Source organism: Bacillus sp. LL01 (assembly GCF_001037965.1).
In genome coordinates this window covers 344,346-364,676 of sequence record NZ_LFEL01000005.1, presented here as the reverse complement: position 1 = coordinate 364,676, position 20,331 = coordinate 344,346, and the positions used below count along the sequence as shown (strand labels likewise).

22 protein-coding genes and 1 riboswitch are annotated in these 20,331 nt (G+C 37.4%); of the genes, 17 read left to right on the top strand and 5 right to left on the bottom strand.

The window, feature by feature from the left end; translation table 11 throughout:
* The first annotated feature begins 22 nt into the window (after positions 1–22).
* Both AB685_RS16830 and AB685_RS31355 read left to right on the top strand, forming a co-directional pair.
* Positions 23–286 carry a YokU family protein gene (locus AB685_RS16830; RefSeq protein ID WP_082153682.1) on the top strand — a complete coding sequence of 88 codons (264 nt, stop codon included), beginning with the start codon at positions 23–25 and terminating at the stop codon, positions 284–286.
* A gap of 120 nt (positions 287–406) precedes the next feature.
* Positions 407–571 carry a hypothetical protein gene (locus tag AB685_RS31355; RefSeq protein ID WP_157860732.1) on the top strand — a complete coding sequence of 55 codons (165 nt, stop codon included), beginning with the start codon at positions 407–409 and terminating at the stop codon, positions 569–571.
* A gap of 91 nt (positions 572–662) precedes the next feature.
* Here AB685_RS31355 and AB685_RS30430 read toward each other — a convergent pair whose 3' ends face one another.
* Both AB685_RS30430 and AB685_RS29800 read right to left on the bottom strand, forming a co-directional pair.
* On the bottom strand, positions 663–827 hold the full coding sequence (locus tag AB685_RS30430; protein ID WP_082153675.1) for a DUF4261 domain-containing protein: 165 nt from the start codon (positions 825–827) through the stop codon (positions 663–665).
* Between the two features lie 28 nt (positions 828–855).
* Positions 856–1,140 (bottom strand): hypothetical protein, encoded by a 285-nt coding sequence (locus tag AB685_RS29800; RefSeq protein WP_053073857.1) that lies wholly within the window; start codon positions 1,138–1,140, stop codon positions 856–858.
* 435 nt (positions 1,141–1,575) lie between these two features.
* A riboswitch (purine riboswitch) is annotated at positions 1,576–1,678 on the top strand.
* A gap of 160 nt (positions 1,679–1,838) precedes the next feature.
* On the opposite strand from AB685_RS29800, the gene AB685_RS16820 reads away from it, so the two are divergent.
* Entirely contained in the window at positions 1,839–2,720 is an 882-nt protein-coding gene (locus AB685_RS16820; protein WP_047971729.1) for a 5'-methylthioadenosine/S-adenosylhomocysteine nucleosidase, read from the top strand.
* An 88-nt stretch (positions 2,721–2,808) separates the two neighbouring features.
* Here the strand turns inward: AB685_RS16820 and AB685_RS16815 are convergent, their stop codons facing one another.
* Positions 2,809–3,894 carry an endonuclease gene (locus AB685_RS16815; RefSeq protein ID WP_241773326.1) on the bottom strand — a complete coding sequence of 362 codons (1,086 nt, stop codon included), beginning with the start codon at positions 3,892–3,894 and terminating at the stop codon, positions 2,809–2,811.
* 424 nt (positions 3,895–4,318) lie between these two features.
* On the opposite strand from AB685_RS16815, the gene AB685_RS16810 reads away from it, so the two are divergent.
* Positions 4,319–4,759: an S-Ena type endospore appendage gene (locus AB685_RS16810; protein WP_047971728.1), complete on the top strand. Its 441-nt coding sequence runs from the start codon at positions 4,319–4,321 to the stop codon at positions 4,757–4,759.
* 50 nt (positions 4,760–4,809) lie between these two features.
* Entirely contained in the window at positions 4,810–5,064 is a 255-nt protein-coding gene (locus AB685_RS16805; protein ID WP_047971727.1) for a hypothetical protein, read from the top strand.
* A gap of 211 nt (positions 5,065–5,275) precedes the next feature.
* Here the strand turns inward: AB685_RS16805 and AB685_RS16800 are convergent, their stop codons facing one another.
* Together AB685_RS16800 and AB685_RS16795 are read right to left on the bottom strand one after the other, a co-directional pair.
* Positions 5,276–6,205 (bottom strand): Ltp family lipoprotein, encoded by a 930-nt coding sequence (locus AB685_RS16800; protein WP_082153673.1) that lies wholly within the window; start codon positions 6,203–6,205, stop codon positions 5,276–5,278.
* Between the two features lie 129 nt (positions 6,206–6,334).
* A complete protein-coding gene (locus AB685_RS16795; RefSeq protein ID WP_047971726.1) occupies positions 6,335–6,784 on the bottom strand; it encodes a GNAT family N-acetyltransferase in 450 nt (149 codons plus the stop codon).
* A 155-nt stretch (positions 6,785–6,939) separates the two neighbouring features.
* Between AB685_RS16795 and AB685_RS16790 the strand changes: the two genes are divergently transcribed.
* From AB685_RS16790 to AB685_RS16735, 12 genes are all read left to right on the top strand, one after another.
* A complete protein-coding gene (locus tag AB685_RS16790; protein WP_047971725.1) occupies positions 6,940–7,362 on the top strand; it encodes an Lrp/AsnC family transcriptional regulator in 423 nt (140 codons plus the stop codon).
* Between the two features lie 512 nt (positions 7,363–7,874).
* Complete coding sequence (locus tag AB685_RS16785; protein ID WP_053073856.1) at positions 7,875–8,972, top strand: autoinducer 2 ABC transporter substrate-binding protein; 1,098 nt, start codon at positions 7,875–7,877, stop codon at positions 8,970–8,972.
* Positions 8,962–10,806: a sensor histidine kinase gene (locus AB685_RS16780; protein WP_047971724.1), complete on the top strand. Its 1,845-nt coding sequence runs from the start codon at positions 8,962–8,964 to the stop codon at positions 10,804–10,806. The genes AB685_RS16785 and AB685_RS16780 overlap by 11 nt, the downstream gene beginning before the upstream one ends.
* A complete protein-coding gene (locus AB685_RS16775) occupies positions 10,793–12,442 on the top strand; it encodes a response regulator (protein WP_047971723.1) in 1,650 nt (549 codons plus the stop codon). Before AB685_RS16780 ends, AB685_RS16775 begins: the two co-directional genes overlap by 14 nt.
* Before the next feature lie 274 nt (positions 12,443–12,716).
* Positions 12,717–13,271, top strand: a complete 555-nt coding sequence (gene hxlB / locus AB685_RS16770; RefSeq protein WP_047971722.1) for a 6-phospho-3-hexuloisomerase — start codon at positions 12,717–12,719, stop codon at positions 13,269–13,271.
* A 72-nt stretch (positions 13,272–13,343) separates the two neighbouring features.
* Positions 13,344–14,432 carry a substrate-binding domain-containing protein gene (locus tag AB685_RS16765; protein WP_047971721.1) on the top strand — a complete coding sequence of 363 codons (1,089 nt, stop codon included), beginning with the start codon at positions 13,344–13,346 and terminating at the stop codon, positions 14,430–14,432.
* Between the two features lie 185 nt (positions 14,433–14,617).
* The gene (locus AB685_RS16760) at positions 14,618–16,096 is read left to right on the top strand and encodes a sugar ABC transporter ATP-binding protein (protein WP_047971720.1); all 1,479 of its coding nucleotides are present in this window, start codon (positions 14,618–14,620) and stop codon (positions 16,094–16,096) included.
* A gap of 15 nt (positions 16,097–16,111) precedes the next feature.
* A complete protein-coding gene (locus AB685_RS16755) occupies positions 16,112–17,146 on the top strand; it encodes an ABC transporter permease (RefSeq protein WP_198530527.1) in 1,035 nt (344 codons plus the stop codon).
* Between the two features lies 1 nt (position 17,147).
* On the top strand, positions 17,148–18,209 hold the full coding sequence (locus AB685_RS16750; RefSeq protein ID WP_082153671.1) for an ABC transporter permease: 1,062 nt from the start codon (positions 17,148–17,150) through the stop codon (positions 18,207–18,209).
* Between the two features lie 89 nt (positions 18,210–18,298).
* The gene (gene alsE, locus AB685_RS16745; RefSeq protein ID WP_047971718.1) at positions 18,299–18,976 is read left to right on the top strand and encodes a D-allulose 6-phosphate 3-epimerase; all 678 of its coding nucleotides are present in this window, start codon (positions 18,299–18,301) and stop codon (positions 18,974–18,976) included.
* Positions 18,977–18,982: 6 nt separating this feature from the next.
* On the top strand, positions 18,983–19,681 hold the full coding sequence (locus AB685_RS16740; RefSeq protein ID WP_241773320.1) for a fructose-6-phosphate aldolase: 699 nt from the start codon (positions 18,983–18,985) through the stop codon (positions 19,679–19,681).
* A 31-nt stretch (positions 19,682–19,712) separates the two neighbouring features.
* A complete protein-coding gene (locus tag AB685_RS16735) occupies positions 19,713–20,321 on the top strand; it encodes an SIS domain-containing protein (RefSeq protein ID WP_198530526.1) in 609 nt (202 codons plus the stop codon).
* Positions 20,322–20,331: the final 10 nt, after the last annotated feature.

Genomic DNA, 20,331 nt, shown 5'->3' with positions numbered 1-20,331 from the left:
GGAGGGAATTAAAGTGGAATGTATGTGGTGTGAATCAGATGATATTTTATTATCTAAACAAAATGCATCGTGGGAATTACCAACAGGTAATAGAGCTATTGAAATTACATCAATTCCATCTATTGAATGTTTGAATTGTGGAATGATTTATCAAAAAGATTCTGTTCACGAAGAAATCGAAGAACAATTATATCTTGTTGACAACAATAAGATAGAATCGAGTGTCTCGTATGTGAATTTATTGAAAATACCAAGATTACTAAAGGAAAACTATTTTAAAGTTTAATCATTTAATAGTAATTTTGCGGACAACTGGTGATTTTGAATTAGAGTTTGAATATAATGTAAATGCCGTGATGTCAAAGAGTAAAGATAAAGCTAGAATGCAGTTTTTCTGTGAGCCATAATGGTGAAGCGGCATGCCGACCCATTGTCTCTTGTTAACATATTACCAAATAGACATGCTGATGCAGCATGTCTATTTGGTGTTGGTGGAATTACAATACAACGGATACAAGAAATAGCGGAAGAACTTTGTGTAAATAGTGAACACGAAGAGAAAGAGCATTGATTATATTATCAAGATCTTCTTTCTGCAATTGAAGGTATGGATAAAGGATAAATTGGAGAGGTACGCTTGCACGTATACCTAGAATCATTGGTTAAATCAATAGTATATATGGGAGTATTATGCTAAATGTTTCGCCACTTCTGAAAGTAGGATTTTCCACTATACTATATAGATTGACGTTATAGAGTAGGTCGGCTGCTTCTTCAGATGGAAGGGAAGAGGGAATAACGGTATCTGGCAACCCGAATGCTTTCATTCCACATGAAAAGTAATAATCTTCATCTCTAATTAGGGTGACAAAATGAGAATATAATGGGGAAGTATTCTTGTTCCCGGTTGAGCTGATGCCATTCTTCTTTTGTATAGGCGATCCCTGTGGTCTCAATCTTCACAGCTAAACCTCCAAATTTCAATAATCCTGCACCGACATCTACTACGTCTAGGAGATCCTTGAACCGGTTTATATCTGCTATAACATAAACGGTGAAGATATGTTGTTCAATTTCACTTAATAGGCTATCATCAAACGTCTCTCGACTCGCATAGGAGAAAGCGTCCTTTTTGTTCATACACTTCCACTTGAAAGCCTACATCCCTTTTCGCATTATGAATGAGATGACCAGCCATTAAGTATCCTTCGCTTTGAGAGGCAATAGCCTGTATTATTTCTGTTCTTGTTTTCATTTAACTGGTACTTCAATTATAACCTGAGCTTAGTAAAATTTACGGTGATATCTACTAAATTCTTCACAGATCGACATACCTCCTCTATTCTAATGAGTGGATATAGAGAGATGTTAGGTTAAGTGGATCGGTGGGGAAGTTTGGGAGTTTCTCTGCTTGTGGATTAACTATTAATATAAAGTTTTTTAAAGGGGGAAGTAGAAAAAACAAATTTATTTTAGTTGAAATATGGTTAAAAACGAACATTATTAAAGTCATTTATAATTATTATTCGCATTTTAATTGATTATTCAATGTGCGTTTGTTATATTAGGAAAGTAGTATAATTAAATATATTTACTCGTATATACTCGGTAATATGGTCTGAGTGTCTCTACCCGGTTCCCATGTAAGAACTGGACTACGATTTGAAGTATATGGAAAATCAGCTTTTTTGCTGATTCCAAATTTTGATGCAGGGCTACATGTCTGTGTCGTTATTTATACTTGGACTCGTAGGTGTAGAGGGTAGAAATTATTCTATTTTCTAGGCCTTTTTCTTTTGACCAGAGCAGCAAGAAAATACTACTTAGGAGAGATCACTATGAAAAACATTATGGTAAGAAAATACGTTTCATTAACATTGATTGCGGTACTATTAGTGTCGGTATTTGCAGGTTGCAGTTCCACGACTCAATCAGCAGGTAAGAAAAAGGAAACGCAACGGCCAATCATGGTTCAAGGGCCGATGCCAATTGAAGCAGAAAAATTTGCAGATAGACTGGAGAACGTAAAGGAAGAAAAATCAGGATCGTTTGTATTTTATATAGGGACTTTAGATAACTACCCGGTTATCGTTGCAAAAACCGGTAAAGGGATGGAAAATACGGCAGCAGCTACTGCAGTTGCGATTGAAAGATACAATCCGATTGCCATCATCAACCAAGGAACATCAGGCGGACATGATGCGGATCTAAACGTATTTGATATCGTTTTAGGGGAAAGAACGACCAATCTTGGTTCATTAAAGACAGCGGATAAGGATGAAAACGAAGGAATTGATCCAACTGTATGGAAACCGATGGACTTGATGGCTTCTGAAGGAAGTGCAGGGGAAGATCCTAATGCCGAAAAGATTCGCTACTATGAGGGAGACAAAGAACTGCTCGCAGCTGCCAATGCCGTAATAGATACCTATACGGAAGGGAAAGTTGTTCAGGGGACAATCGGTTCTGCAGATGTGTGGAATAATGAAGTAGATCGAATTAAATGGTTCCATGAAAAATACGGTACATCCGTAGAAGAAATGGAAGGAGCCGCAGCTGCTCAAATCGCTGACGCATATGATACAGCATTCTTAGGCATAAGAATACTATCCAATAACAAGGTTAACGGAGGGAAATACAACCCGGAAACAGCAGCAGCTAACCAAGGATATGTGTACGAAGTGGTGAAAGAATACATCTCCACGTTGCAGGGTGAATGATGTAAAGTAAACAGATGAAAATGAACCATTCTGGTAAAAAGGCCTCATTTCTACACGATGAAATGGGGCCTTTTTATGAATATAAGTTCTACCAAATCATCTCCGCAAATTCTGGGTGGTCGATGAATGGATTGCGGTTTCCTTGGTAGTTTTCGAAAATGATATTGTTGCGGCGAATTTCTCTTGCATCCACTGGGTCGTCTGTGTGCCATTGTAGCAGGACGAACAGTTTGCCGTGGTAAGGGGAACTGCCGTTGTTTACGTAGTTATTAAGCTCTAAATCTAGCTCCCCGCTGTCTCCTTCATAGCGAACTGCCATATAGAAGATCATGCGTGCTACGTCGCCTTTTACTTCATCACGCGGCTCCCAGGAATCACTGTCATAATAGTTTCCTGGTGCTTCCGAATGCTGGCTTCCGCCGTTATCAAAGTCTAGGTTTCCTCTGGAGGAGTTAACCGTCACATCTGTTGGGCGCAGGTGGTGAAGGTCTGTTCCAGGGCCTTGTGATGTACCGAAGTCTCCGTGGGATTTTGCCCAAACGTGCTCGCGGTTCCAGTCGTCTACTCCTCCCCCGTTCGTGTACTTGGATTGAGAACGGTTGGAATAGAGTAAAAGGACATTGTTGGAGTTTGCTGGGTCTTCATCTGTATGACGCAACGCATCCCACACTGCAGAATAGGTTAGAGTTTGGTGATCGTCGATGATGTTATGTAGCGCTATTTTTAATGCGGATCCTGTTTTACCTTCTGCAGAACTGTAATACTGATCATAGCTTGGTGGAGGGTCAGTAGGATCAGTTGGGTCCGTTGCTTCTCCATCAACTACCTCATATGCAGAAGTATTTTTGATACCTGAATGAGAGAAGTAAGCTGATAAAGAACCAGTGATCTTCAGTTTTTTTCCCATTAGGTCAGGGTTGCTCTGTAATCCATAGTCTGAACGGAAGGAAGACGGGATTTGAACATAAATCATATTGGATGTGCCTGTTTCAGACGGGCTGTCGGCTAACGCTAATGCGTAGTCGTTGGGAAAATTGCTCGTAACAACTGTATTGGTTGCGGTTGGTTGTCCCACTACATAACCTTCAACAGTCTTAGTAGAACCGTTTTGATTGGAGTTTGCTTGACTGACAGTAAACGGAGAACTACAAGTACCCGAACCTGCAGCGCTCATCTTATCAGGTACGGCGTGGGAGCATGCAAGGGTAAAAGCAAATAGGAAAATAAATAAGCCTCTGACTTTTTTATTTAATTGATTCAAACCGTTTCTCCTCCTCATGGTTGCTTCGGTACATAAATAGCGTACATCAGGAGGTTTAAAAATTGTGTAAATATTGTGTAAATGACGATAAATGAGGCTTTTAGCATGTGTTGGGGAAACCCGGGGCGTGTGTGTTCTGGGGATATGTTACTGTTTTATGAGGTGAAGGGGAGGACAGGCACCGTGACCCATTCTTGTCCTGTGATTAATCATTAGCGGGTCGAGGAACCTGTCCCCACAACCAAAAAATAGTTAAGAAATGGCTCACGCCTATACATGTCCTCCCATTGGCGCATACAATGCAAGTGAATATTGTATAGAAAAAGGAGAGAAACATATGGGATTGTATCATTCCGGATATACTGCGTGTTCATTTGCTAAAAAGGAAGCTAAGGATAAGTGCTTTATTGATTTTCATAGTATATTTATAGATGTTGCTCAACCATGCAATGGAACAACCGTGGAGTATTATCAAAATACAACTGATAATCACAACAAGGCGTCCATTACGATTGAAAATTTTACAGAATGTACTCTAATCGCCCTTATTGAAACAAGGGACGGGAAATCGTTTGAAGTACCAGTTATTGCAGTTGAGGGACCATTTGGTGGATTATTTGGTGAACGCGCGATAACAGTGGAAAATCTTTGTCGGATATCGGTTCGTTGTGAAGGGGGAGGACCAACAGCCACTTGCCAGGGAGGTATTGATATTGATCTGACATTCTGCATCTGCTGCCCTGGTCATAAGTCCACAAAACATAGTTGTGACTGTTAAGCCTGAGTAAGTGGAAAGCTTTAGATCTATAAGGAAGGAGGCAAACATTTTTGAATGATATGAGAACGCAGAGGCTGATGCGTCTTTTAGAAAGAAACAATTTGTATCATTTAGTTGAAATGATCAATAATGGTACAGACGTGAAAAAAATTGCCGAAGCATACGAAGTTTATGACGAAAAAGCAGCTTCGAGAAGAAAAAACCGAAACCGAGATGCCAGAAACAGATATTCACGCAACTCCGATTTCAAAAAAATAGAATTTTATTTAAGGCTTTTAGGAAGGAAATCCGATTGTGGCTGTTAGAGAGACATGAGGACATGGACAGGTCCCTTGTAATTAGAGAGTCGGGGGGACAGGCACGCCGATCCATTTTGCTCTCCTTACAGAAGCAGAAGAGACATGCTGCATCGGCATGTCTCTTTGGTGTTGGTTGGGAGGGATTGAGGGTATTACCTCGATTGTTCAATATTACTGGGTTATTGAACGAACCAGGGTCCGCTAACCAGGAACTATTTTATAGCCCTACTTCGTCCACGGCATAAGTAGCATCAGCATTACTGAACCCTTCAAATTCTAGCTGTTGGATTAAGCCACTTCTGGAGAATGAAGTGTAATCTAGGTAGTTTTGAGCCATTTTAACTGCTTGGGCTTGCCAATCTACCTGGAGATTATCTACTGCATAAGTAGCATCAGCATTACTGAAGCCTTCAAATTCTAGTTGTTCGATTAAGCCAGTTCTTGAGAATGAAGTGTAATCTAGGTAGTTTTGAGCCGTTTGAACTGCTTGGGCTTGCCAGTCTACATTTAGTTTATCTGCAGCATAAGTAGCATCAGCATTACTGAATCCTTCATATTCTAACTGTGCGATCAAGCCGCTTTTAGAAAATGCAGTGTAATTAAGGTAGTCATTAGCCATTTGAACTGCTTGGGTTTGTGACATGGTTTCAGCATTTTTTGCTGCTTCTTCAGCGTCTTTTTTAGCTTGCTCTTCGGCTTCTTTTTTGGCTTGTTCTTCGGCGTCTTTCTTAGCTTGCTCTTCAGCTTCTATCTTAGCTTGTTCTTCGGCGTCTTTCTTGGCTTGCTCTTCGGCCTCTTTCTTGGCTTGTTCTTCAGCTTCTATCTTGGCCTGCTCTTCAGCCTCTATCTTGGCCAGCTCTTCGGCTTCTTTTTTGGCCTGCTCTTCGGCCTCTTTCTTAGCTTGTTTTTCACCTTCTTCTTTTTTCTCTATTTCCTCGTCGTTTTTAACTGCACTCTCGCTTGTGGGAGGTGTGGTTATTGCAAATAAAATAAAGAATGCTACTGTGGCAATTCCAAAATACATCGCCACATATTTTCTTTTTCTTTTGGCTTCGGGAGACCATGATAATACTATACCGGGTCTAATCATACCAATAAGAAATGCTAAGATTGAAATAAGAGATAAAATTAAAAAGAAATCATCCATCCGTTCCCCTCCTAATCATTAACATATACCAATATATGTTAATGATTTTAGGGATATGTAAAAGGATGGAATTAATCATGAAGAGCAGTAGAAGTCGGCGAAAGGAGGAATGGGCTGGAGTTACTGGGGTTAGCCCTCTCCAAGTTCCAGGTAATAATGGTAAAATTGATCATCCTTTTTATACCCGTTTTTTTTGTATAATCCTTGGGCTACTTCATTATCTGGTGTTGTTTCTAACGTAATACTTTTTGCACCTGTCTGACTAGCAAACTCCTTTGCTTTTTGTAAAAGTTGTTCCCCGACTCCTTGTTTTCTGGCATTAGCATCTACAAACATGTCATTTAAAATCCATGCTCGTTTCATTGATATGGATGAGAAGGTGGGGTAGAGTTGGGTGAATCCGACATATTTTTGATTGGATTTTGCAATGAATATAACCGAATCCTCGTTTTCTAAGCGATTTTTTACGAAAGCCTTAGCCCCATCTAAATCTGGTGTTTGTTGATAGAAAGTACGATACATATTAAATAAATTTGCAGCACCTTCTAGGTCTTTCAAGGTAGCTTGATAGATCTCCATTTGTTGTTCTCCCCCTTACTTTAAGTTAGTTATATTTTATAGGGTGGATTGTTTTATTTACATAAACTTTTAAAGGTTATTCGCGAAAATTGCATGCTATTTTATTATAATAATAGTTAATTACTTTAAATTTTATTGCCGTGGAGGGAAGTAGCTTGGATGAGATAGATCAAAGTATCCTTAGTCATCTTCAAGAAAATGCTCGAATATCGATGACCGAACTAGCGAAAAGGGTTGGGCTTTCCACCCCAGCAACCAATGAGCGGGTAAAAAAGCTTGAAGATAAAGAAGTGATAAAGGGATACAGGGCGATTGTGGATCCTGAGAAACTTGATAAGAATGTGACAGCATATATTCTGTTTGACACCAAACAAGGGAAGAAGTTCAGGGATTTTTGTAAAGATCATCCAGTTGTAGTGGAGAGCCATCGATTGGCAGGGCAGTATAGTTATTTGGTGAAGGTGGTTGCAGAATCGGTGAAAGTGCTTGAGGAATTCATTGATGCAACTTTGCCTTTTGGAGAGCCATCTACTTTGATTAAGCTGTCTTCGGTGGTGGAGTTTAAGCCTTTGGTGTAGAAGGGACAGGTTCCTTGACCCATTTATAGTGGGTCACGGTGCCTGTCCCTTTGATTCTTCTTGAAGACTACTTCAACCAAAGAAGTGGTCTATTTATTATGAATTCCTATAATTATTAACTTCACATTTTTTCACAATTCCAGGAAGAAGCTTGAAGCAGTAAGGGCTTACGCTTCTTATTCTATGTAAATTTATTGTTATATTCTGAGTCATATTAAGACCCCTTCCTTTAAAACCCTATTTTTATTTATATAGGCTTGTTATATTATAGTAAATAAGGGTGGGACTAAAAGTGGATTTTTTTGAAATATTTAGTTTGCAATCCTAGACTTGATATATAATGATGGGTGCATTTTTCTAAGATTTATAGGGTGATTATTTTATTAACTGAATTCCCCAACAAAATGGAACTGTATTAATAGTTTAATGTAACTATTAAAATTTTTTAGTTTCAATGAAACCGTTATCACGATGGTAGATCGAAACCTGAATAAGGTGCGATTATAAGGAGATTGGCACTAAAACAAGAAGATTTATCTGATTATTTTAAAATTTTTGAAATTGCGGAGGATAATATGGTAAGAATTCTCATCACGTTGTGTTTGCTTATGATCTGCACTAGCTGCAGTACGAAGTCACCATATGAAGTTATTTATAGTAGTGAAAATCAGCAGGTATTAGAGGAAGAACTAAAAGAAGAACTACTAGCTTCTTATAAAATAGGCATAGTATCCAAGATTAGCGGTATTTCTTACTTTAATGCTGTTCAAGAAGGAGTATTGGAAGCCGCAGAAGATATAGGAGTGGAAGTTATTTTCAGAGCACCTAGAGATGTTTCGTGGGAAGGTCAGGAAAAAATTATAGAAGAGTTTATCAGAAATGAAGTAGATGTCATTGCAATTGCTGCTAACGATCCAAAAAATATTGGTCCTGCCTTACTAAAAGCAAGAAATCAGGGGATAAAAATAATTACTTGGGATTCAGACACCGACCCTGAATTTAGAGAGTTTTATATCAATATGCTTGATCCGGAAGTTTTAGGACGACATTTAATGGATTCTTTAGCTCTGAGAACAGAGGAGTCAGGTGAATATATCATTTTGACAGGGTCGGAGAATTCCGCTAATTTGAATGATTGGATTAAATGGATAAAAATTCAAAACGAGGAGTATTATCCAAACTTGAAATTAATAGATACCATTGCAACAGATGAAAATATTGATAAGGCTTATACAACTTCAAAAATAATGATTGAAAAGTATCCAGATTTAGCGGGGATTCTCGCAATTTCAACGGTTAACCCTCCAGCATCAGCAGAAGCTGTAAATGATCTTAACAAAAATGGAGAAATTGTCATTATCGGAACAACAACTCCGAACTTAAGTAGGGAACATATTAAAGAGGGTACCATCCAAGTAAATACATTTTGGAGTCCTCAAAGACTTGGATATTTGACAGTGATTTTAGCAAAGGATCTTTTAGACGATAAGCTTCCATATGACGGGCAAGTTATTTCCAATGTAGGTGCTATTAAAGTTAAGGGTGATACAGTAATTATGGGATTACCAGTTGATTTTACAAAGGATAATATAGATCAGTATGATTTCTAATGTATGGAAAAGAGTTGCATTCAAAAATTTTCATTTATCTACAAAATTAATCATCACTTATGTTATGTTAACGGTTATTCCTATGGCCTTAATAGGTTCCATCGCCTATTCCCAATATTCAAAGTCAATGGAAGAACAAATTGGGGAATATATCCCAAGACTGTTACATCAATCGAATGAAAATATCGAAAATAATTTTAGGGAAATGTCAGCACTACCTGAATTAATTTATAACTCGGAAAATGTTATGGCTATATTAAGGAAAGAGAGGGCTCAAAGTCTCGCCCAGTTTAATAGAGATCAGTATATTTTAAATTCCTTTTTTTCCAGAACATTTCTAAATAATAATTCCGAAATAGTAGGAGTGTTCTTGGTATCAAATGGTCGTGTATTTGAAAGCTCTCGTGTCCCTTATGAGGGATCTATTAAAGATATCTATTTTACAAGTGATGAAGAGATACCCTTGGAGGGAGGGATGTATCTCCAGCCTCCAAACCAAAGCAATCTAAAATTCCAAGGTAACCCACCTTATTTTTTATTAAAGAAGAATATAATAGATTTCGACAATCGAAAAACGATTGGTGCTCTTTTTATTGCCGTTGAGACATCTTTTATTGAAAGAGTATTTAATAATTTGGATCATCAAAATAAAGCGGATATTTGGGTCATGAACAAACAAGGTAGAATAATCTATCATACTGATTCAAATGAAATAGGTAGAACATACGAAGGGATTACTAATTTCCCAATTATCAATGGTAGTTTTCGTTTTACTGAATCTGGCGTTGCCACAGTAATAAGTGTAGATGAAACAACAAATATGGACTGGATTCTGGCCCACAGTATACCAACTAAATTCCTGACCGAGAAAACAGACATTGTGACAGAAGTCATTATTATATTTTTTATTATCCTGGTCTTGATTGGAACAGTGATTTCCATACATTTAGCTTTAACCGTTACGAAGCCTATAAAAAAATTAAGCAGACTGATGAATGAGGTAGAGGGCGGGAATCTTAAAGTGAAGATACCTATTCATTCTAACGATGAAGTCGGTGTACTTGCTCGAAATTTTGATTCTATGATTACACAACTAAGGGAACTTATACGCAAGAATTATCAAATTGAACTTAGACAAAAGAATGCGGAGTTATATGCACTAGAATCACAAATCAATCCACACTTTATGTACAATACCTTAGAAACAATTGGTATGGCAGTTGAGGAAGGAGACACAGAAGTAGTCGTCGACATGGTAACCATTTTAGGAAGAATGCTTCGTTTTTCTCTTAGCAATAAGGAACGATTCATTCCCATATCGAAAGAGGTTCTGCATATTCGTGATTATTTAAGTCTTCAAACCTTTAGATTTGAAGACCGCCTTACTTTTCAAATTAACGAACAAATAGATAGTGACTATTACTACACACCTAAATTTATTTTGCAGCCCATCGTTGAAAATGCGATTAAATACGGATTAGAAAATAGAAGAGAATTGACTATAAGTATTGATGTTCAAAAGGAAATTAATGAAACAGGAGAAGAAGATTTATTGTTTGTCGTTCGGGATAACGGACCAGGTATTCATCATGACATATTGAAAAGGATATATCAGCTGTTAAAATCTAATCCCATTGTAAATCGTGATTCTGGATATGGAATTACCAATGTACATTCAAGAATCGCTACAATGTTTGGAGACCAGTATGGGGTTAGCATGAGTAGTACGCTTAATGAAGGTACGGAAGTTATTATTCGAACGAAATTGATTGAAGAAAATGAAGTAGTTAAGTATGCAAGCAGTAGGGAGGTTATTGGAGATGACGACTATTAAGACAATCATTGTGGATGACGAAGCCCGGATCCGCCGAGGAATTGAGCGGTTAGTAAAATCATTTGGAGAGGAATGGGAGGTTATAGGCACTTATTCAGACGGAAAAGAAGCCTATGAAACAATATTGAGTAGTCATTTACAAGTAGACCTTGTTTTAACAGATGTAAAAATGCCTGAGATGGATGGATTAACGTTTGTGAGGGAATTGAAGAAAACACATTCTTTCTTTGCTTTTTTTATTAGTGGTTTTGATGACTTTGAGTATTTACAAAGTGCAATACGTGAAGGTGTAATAAACTATATCCTAAAGCCTATAGACCGTGAACAATTCCGTACGGAGCTACAAGTAGTTAAGGAAAAGGTTATGAAAAAAAGAGAAGAGCAACAAGAATTGGAAGTGGTGTATGAAAAAGCTTCACGGCTAACGTACACTAAACAAGTACAGTTATTAAGTGAGATGACGTGGATGGAAGACAAAGATGTCTCCATGTTAAATTGGAAAGATAAATTTCCAAAAGGTAACTATAAGCTTGTATATATAAGTATTGATCAAGTGACAACAAAAACGGCGGAGTTTGACTCTGGAGAATACGAGATTTGGAACTTTGCTATTGAAAATATTATAGAAGAATCGTTGGATATAGAATTTCGAAATTCAGATGTATCAACGTGGTGGTGGCGTAACGGTAAGTTTAACTATTGGCTGTTGCTTAATGAACAAGTCCAAACAGAAGTGGATTCTTTTTCAAACTTGATAGACCATTTTATTAAAAAGCTGCAACAGAATATAGATGACTATACTTCCTATACTGCGTCTGTTTCTATTGGTAATGTATTTCAGGATATCATGCAATTGCCAAGTTATAAAAAGCAATTATTATCTCTTTTACAATTTCGAATTATACAAGGCGGAAATAATATATTTCAATATGATTTAATAAAAAATGATTTGGAACAAAAACCAACAGAAATTCCCTCTGGTATATACATATGTACCCAACAAATCATTTATTGGATCGAGAAACAAAATGAAAAAAAAGTAATGGAGAGTTTACAATCCTTTTTTGTTGAACTTGAAACGGTATCATCACCTAAATTGGTAGAAGAGGGGATACACTATTTATTCATTAAAATAGTTAACATGTGGATGGATAACGATGGTTATTGTGTAGATCCTTATTTACTAACGGACGCTATGCAAATTACAAAACAAGCTGCTAGTTTAAATGAGCTTAAGGAAAGAACAGAAATCTGGATAATAAGCATGATGAATAAAATACAATCATTGACCCAAACCCAATCAGACTCCATCCATCAAGCTAAACGATGGATTAATGATAATCTTAGTGGAAATATCACTGTTAAGAAAATAGCGGATCATGTTTATATGAACCCTACTTACTTTTGCGAATACTTTAAAAATAATACTGGAAGAACTGTGCTGGATTACATCACAAAAAAACGTCTGGAAAAGGCAAAGGAGTTATTGGAGATTCCTGATATTAAGATTTATGATATTTCTAGTTCAGTTGGATACCAAGATGCGAAATACTTTAGTCAACTATTTAAGAAGTGGCAAGGATATTCCCCTTCTCAGTATCGGGACTATTACTTCAAACGGTCACATATCCAATAGTTAAACTCCGCTCGGAATCTCAAGCTTACATTTGTCATCCCTAGCAGTCTTTAATAATAGTGTCTCGGTACCACTCATGCAAAAAGGGTGTCTTAAAAGGTAGCAGTAAACCTTTTGAGACACCCTTTTCTATTTTAAATCCTTATTTTTTTCTCATTACCGAATATTACCCGACTAATCTGAACTTTATCACCTACAAGAATAGGCCAATAATCTATATAGTACTACTTAACAGTAATCACTAAGTGAATGTGGAGAGCAATGAGGGGTGGAAATGCTGAAAACTAATTTGAAATCGGTTACATTTGAACTTGCTTCGGTAATGGAAAGTATTGATGAAACTCAGTTTGAAAAAGTTGCTGAGTATTTAGGAAATGCCCCACGCATTTTTGTGAAGGGTGTTGGTCGATCTGGCTTAATTATGGAAGCGTTTGCAATGAGGTTGATGCATTTAGGATTTCCTGTTCATATAATTGGAAGCGCAACCACTCCGGGTGCAAGAGAAGGAGACTTATTAATAGTAGGTACAGGGTCTGGTGAAACGGGCAGCTTAATTACCTATGCGAACAAAGCTGAGAAGCTGGGCATGAAACAGATAACGCTAACAAGTTCAGTAGATTCGACTTTAGGGGGAATGGCTGATGTAGTATTACGAATCCCTTCACCAACTAAGTCAGCAAATAATAGTAAGATTTCTTCCATTCAACCGATGGGGACGCTTTTTGAACAGTCTTTACTGATTTGCTTGGATATCTTGATCTTGGAGCTTATGGAATCCAAATCAATAAATGCAGACCAGATGTTTGGTAACCATGCAAATCTTGAATAGGCCTTAACAGGCAGTTGTAATCACTTCTTACAACTGAATTAAAATATATTAGAAAAATAGGAGGGTCAAAAGATGAAGAAAAATACTTTAGCATTATTTTTAGTTGTATTAATGGTCTTTTTTGTAGCAGCTTGTTCTAGTGAAAATGGGGGAACAAGTGGATCTGGAACAGATGGGGCTGCAAATGAGGATCTATTAAATCCAGCAAACTATAAGTCTGATAAAGACAAATCTGAATGGACAATTGGAGTTGTTACGAAAGATAACACTGCAGCTTGGTTCAAGCGGATGGAGATTGGAGTTAATGAATACGGTGATGAGATGAACATCAATGTTATTCAAAGAGGACCAGCTAATGCTGATGCTGCATCTCAAGTACAAGTAATTGAAGACTTAATCGCTCAAGGTGTAGATGCACTAGCGGTAGTACCTATCGATCCGGGTGCAATTGAAGCATCTTTAAAAAATGCTTTATCTCAAGGGATTGCAGTAGTAACGCATGAAGCTTCCAACCAAGAAAATACATTGTATGACGTAGAAGCATTTACATCAGAAGCATTTGGTAACACGATAATGGATACTGTTGCAGAATTAATGGATGAAGAAGGTAAGTATGCATTGATGGTTGGTTATACAACTAGCACGACTCATATGGAATATGCCAATGCGCAGAAAGCTAGACAAGAAGAGAATTACCCTAATATGGAATTAATTAATGGTGGAGAAGTACCGAGTGCTGAATCAGAAGAAAGTGTTAGTGTAGCGTATGACAAAGCTAAAGAAATCTTAAAAGCAAACCCTGACTTAAAAGGGTTCACTGGAGTTGCCTCTACAGATATCCCAGGAGTTGCTAACGCTGTCGAAGAACTAGGATTAGCTGGAAAAGTAAGCATCGTTGGCGTTGGTACCCCGAACGAGCTTAACTCCTATGTAAAAGCAGGAACAATTAACAAACTTCTTCTATGGGATCCAAAAGATGCTGGTTATGCAATGGTTTCTGTTGCAGCTAAAATTTTGGCTGGTGAGGAAATTACAGAAGGTTCTGGATTAGGTGTTACTGGTTATGAGAGCGTTACAATCATTGAAGGTACAAACAAAGTTATTGTCGGTAATGCTCCATTGGAAATTGATATTGATAACATTGATGACTTTGACTTCTAAGAATAAAGCTAGGCTTTTAAGATAAAACAAAGAGAAATACCGTATCCTATTAATTCTTGAGCAGGGTAATGCGGTATTTCTTTTAATTCAGGATCATTCCTGACATTTATCTTTAAGATATAGGCTTATCTTAAAACAACGAGGAGTTGACCAATAATAGTAGCCCAAATTTGAGGAGGGACAATATGTCAGAGAAAATAGTATCTGTTAAAGGTATTCATAAATCTTTTGGGGGTGTTCATGCATTAAAGGGTGTTGACCTTGAAATTAAGAAGGGTGAGGTTCATTGCTTAGCTGGAGAGAACGGCTGTGGAAAATCCACAGTTATCAAGGTTATTTCAGGAGTGCACCGCCCAGATTCAGGTGAAATTGAAATAAATGGGAAGAAGTATAATTCAATGACTCCATCTGAAGCTATAAAACAAGGTATACAGATTATATATCAAGATTTCTCCGTGTTTCCAAATTTAACAGTTGTTGAAAACTTAGCTTTCAACAAGGTTTTGGCGAACAAAAGAAAGTTCGTTAACAAAAAAGAGTTTAGAAGAATTGCAGAGGAAGCAGTCAGTAAGATCAACTTTGATATTGATTTAGATGCATTAGTGGAAACACTTCCGGTAGCGGATAAGCAGTTAATCGCAATATCTAGGGCTTTATTGGATAATGCGAAGTTTATTGTGATGGATGAACCAACAACAGCCTTAACTAAAAAAGAAGTTAAAAGGTTATTTGAAATTATAAATAAATTGAAAAAAGAAGGTGTAACCATTCTTTTCGTTTCACACAAATTAGAAGAAGTATTTGAAATTTGTGATAGTGTGACGATTTTTCGAAACGGGAGAAATGTTATCTCATGTCCAGTGTCAGAAATGGATGAAGAGAAATTTAGTTATCATATGACCGGACGCTACTTTGAAGCATATAAAGCACCTGCAACAAGGACTCTCGGCGAAACGATATTAGAAACAAAACAATTATCTGCAAAAGGGTTTAGTGATGTTAGTTTCCAATTAAGAAAAGGTGAAATACTCGGTATCTCTGGACAACTTGGATCAGGTCGTACGGAACTGTCCTTGGCATTATTTGGACTGCTACGTCCGCTTGAAGGAGAAATTCTCATTGAAAATAAAAATGTAGTCATCCCAAATCCATCTAAAGCGCAGGAATTAGGAATTGCACTAGTCCCAGAGGACCGATTGACAGAAGGTTTATTTTTACCACAGTCCATAAAGAATAATATCGTTGTAACGAGATTAGATCAGCTATCTAACAAACTAGGTTTGGTAAATAATGATTCCGTGGATGAAGAGTCAAAGAAGTGGGTTCGTGATATTGGGGTTGCAACCAAGGACGATGAATTCCCTGTTTCAACACTATCTGGTGGTAACCAGCAAAAAGTGCTATTAGCAAGATGGATTGCTTCAGAGCCTAAGGTTTTAATATTGAATGGGCCGACTGTGGGAGTTGATATTGGAGCAAAACATGATATTCATAATTTACTACGTGAGCTTGCCGGCAAAGGTATGGGAATCATCATTCAATCGGATGATGTAACGGAATTACTTAGCACTTGTGATCGTGTTCTGGTCATGCAAAAAGGTCATATTACAGCAGAAGTGAAGGAGGACGACTTAAACGCATCAACTTTAGCTAATTACATATAAAAGATAGGAGTGTTAATGATGAATACACTTTCATCAAATTCATTGAAGAAACTTGCAACACGCCCTGAATTTTACGTATTGATAATCATACTACTACTGAGCTTATTCATCCAGGGTAAGTCAGGACAATTTTTTACCAGTAATAACATCGTGGATATCTTGCGTTCTATGACAGTTCCACTAATCTATGCGATATGTGCTTACTTGGCCTTTATTAGTACCGGCCCGGATGTATCCTTCCCTTTAATCGCTGCATTAAGTGGTTACTTGGCTACACAGTTTGTTTTTATTACGGGATATTCAGGCCCGATCTTTATAGTATTTCTAGTAGCTATCTTCTTCGGTCTACTTATGGGTGCTATTAACGGTTTCATAATTGCCAAATATAACTTTCCGAGTTTAATAGTTACTTTGGGGACAACGTCCATTTTCAGTGGGATTTTATTAGGGGTTTTTGAAGCAGGAAGAATCAAATTACCAGAATCAATGATTGAATTTGGACAACAATCTATCATAAGTGTTTCAAATACAGGAAACGGATTAGGCTCATCGCTGCCAATGACTTTTCTTATAGCGGTCGGTTTGTATATCCTGACTTACTTATTTCTGAATTTCACTATGGCAGGAAGAGGAGTTTTTGCGGTAGGCGGGGATGAAACTTCCGCAGAAAGAGCAGGATTTAGCGTAAAGAAGACTCGTTTTGGTGTATTCACAATCAGTGGTGCTTTAGCAGCTATAGCTGGTGTTTGCTACTCCGTTGAAACAACGTACTTCTTGCCAACTGAATTTGCTGGGAAAGAAATGATTGTTATTGCTGCTGTCATTCTTGGTGGTACACGGTTAATGGGAGGAGTTGGAACACTGACTGGCTGTGTATTAGGTACCTTATTACTTATAATTGTGACTAATAGCCTGATTCTAATCGGTGTCCCAATATATTGGCAAAAATTTATAATTGGTGCAATTATTATCTTCGGTACTGCAATATCCGTTATTCAAATTACTGAATTAAAAGGATTCAGGAAGCGGAAAAGGGTAGGGGTGGCTTAATATGAAAACTTCCATAAAGACAAATACAGATGCTATTTTAAACAATGATAAAAGATTTCCTTTCAATAAAATGGATGGAAACACGCTTCGTTTATTAATCATCATGTTCACTTTGTTAGGTATAGCAAGTATCACAAAGCCAGATTCCTTTTTATCACTAGCCAACTTCCTTTCGATGGAGAAACAACTCGTAGAGTACGGTTTACTGGCAATTGGAGTAGGGATCGCGATGATTGCAGGGGGAATTGACCTCTCTGTTGTTTATATAGCTAACCTTAGTGCGATTGTTGCAGGAATATTTATGCAATCCTACGCTACTGCAGTTACTGGTACGGAACAAATAATTTTTATAATTCTAGGAATACTACTTGGTTTATTAACTGGTGTTATTTGCGGCCTTTTTAACGGTTTTCTTATTGCGAAGCTAAGAATACCTGCAATGCTTGCGACATTGGGGACCATGCAGTTATTCATGGGTCTTTCCATTATCATTACAAAGGGAGGGATCGTAAGTGGTTTACCTCAACCTTTTACAGAACTGGGACGTACAAATGTATTTCAAATCTTTACGCTATCTTTCATTGTGTATCTTGTTATTGTGGCAATCGTATCCTATTACATTGGGAGAACAAAATACGGAATGCAATTGTATTTATTAGGAACAAATGAGAAAGCATCTAAGTTTACTGGTATAAAAAATAATAAAATCATCATGAGAGCATATATGCTTTCCGGAGTGATTGCAGCATCTGCCGGAATACTAAGTCTTGCCCGAATCAACTCAGCAAAGGCTGACTTTGGGTCAAGCTTTGTTATGTTGACTATTCTTATTGCTGTCCTTGGCGGGATTAATCCAAGTGGCGGTAAAGGTAAGATATATGGGATTTTCCTGGCAACTATCATCGTTCAGTTAATGTCATCTTACTTAAATATGTTTCCGAATATCAGTAACTTCTACAGAGACATGATTTGGGGTACAGCGCTAATAGTAGTACTTATAGTTAACTTTGTTCTAAATAAGAAGAGTGAAGCTAGATTAATGCGGATTACTTCGCAGCAGTGACATTGGTTCAAGATAAACCAGGGAAACCAGGAACCTACTATTGATTAATATAAAAATGCATTCCTTCTTTATAAGCGGGAGGTTAAACGATGAAACCTATATTCTCGGCATCTCTTATGTGTATGGATTTCTTGCATGTAAAAGATCAGTTGGAAGTTTTAAATCATTCTGTTGATTATTATCATATTGATATTATTGATGGACACTACAGTAAGAATCTTTCCCTCTCCCCAGACTTGATGAAAGCGTTTAGAAAAGTGGCGAATAAGCCAATGGATGTCCATTTAGCAACCACAAATCCAGAAGATTGGATTGAAATTTGTGCAGATGCTGGTGCAACCTACATTTCCCCACAAGCAGAGACGATTAATCATCATGCTTTTCGTGTATTAAATATGATTGCAAGGGTTGGTTGTAGGGTAGGGATTGTCATTAATCCAGCAACTCCCCTCCGTTATATTGAATCCTACTTAGGGAGAGTGGAATTACTGACGATTATGACAGTGGATCCTGGATTTCCTGGGCAGCCCTTTATCAATGAAATGATAGAAAAGATTGAAGAAGCAGTTCGTCTGAGGGAGGAAAAAGGATATTCCTATAAAATCCAAGTAGATGGAGCAGTCAACAAACATTCGTTCAGTCTGCTGAAAAAGGCCGGTGCAGATGTTTATGTGCTTGGTTCCTCTGGGTTATTTAATTTAGATGAAAATATTGACCTTGCCTGTAAGAAAGCATACGAGAACTTTGCTGAAGTAACCACACTATAAATATTAATGGGATATGGAGGGTTGAGAATGGAATTGATGTTTGATACGGCGAATTTAGATGATATACGGTATTGCACTGGAATTTTCCCATTTACAGGTATCACATCCAATCCCAGTATCTTAAAAAAAGAAGGAAGACTTGAACTAGTCAACCATTTTAAAGAGGTCCGGAATGTAATTGGCAATCATCGTTCTTTACATGTTCAAGTAACTACAGATAAATCTGAAAGAATGGTAGAAGAAGCATACAGATTAGTAGAGAAATTAGGAAAAGATCTGTATATCAAAATACCTGTCAATGAAGAGGGTTTAAAAGCCATCAATCAGCTGAAGAATGAGGGTTTTTACATAACTGCGACCGCAATCTATACGATGGCACAAGGTGATTATGCTATTATGGCAGGCGCAGATTATATTGCACCTTATTACAATCGAATGGAAAACATCAATATAGACCCAGAACGTGTAATCAATCACTATGCGAAAGTGATTCAAACTGGCAACTACCAAACAAAGATTCTAGCTGCTAGTTTTAAAAACATTGGCCAAGTAATGAGAGCATTTGAAAGTGGGGCACATAGTGCAACTGTTGACCCAGGATTGCTTCGTACATCACTTAAAATGCCCTCAATCGAAACAGCCGTAACAGACTTTAAAAAAGATTGGGAAGCGATTTATGGAGAAAAAACATTTTTAGATATTTGATAGACATATTACTCTAGGAGTGTGATTTATTTTGTTCGCTAATGTGATAGATTCCGTCAATGATACGCTTACAAAAGAAGCAGAGGCTATATTGGAAATTAGGAATACGTTTGATCATGCACAAGTAGAAAAGGTGTATGAACTTATAAAGAACTGCAAAGGGAAAATTATTACGACAGGTTGTGGAACATCAGGTGCTGCTGCAAAAAAAATAGCCCACACGTTAAGTTGTGTGGAATGTCCAGCCTTATTTCTAACACCTTCTGATGCTGTTCATGGTGGGCTTGGTGTTGTTCAGAAAGAAGATATCGTTATTGCGTTTTCTAAGGGAGGGGCAACACAAGAAATTAATAATTTAATACCAGGTTGTAAAACAAAAGGTGCAACCTTAATTGCCGTAACAGAGGTAGAGGACTCATACATAGCAACTAATGCAGATTATGTATTAAAAGTAAAAGTATCGAAAGAACCGGATGACTTTAACATGTTAGCTACAGCAAGTACCCTTACTACTATTGCCCTTTTTGATGCTATTAGCATTGCGATGACACGATTCAGGGGGTATTCAAAAGAACAATTTGCAGTTATCCATCCTGGCGGAAAAGTTGGTGAAGCTCTGACTAAAAATAAAAACGACTAATCTAAGAACT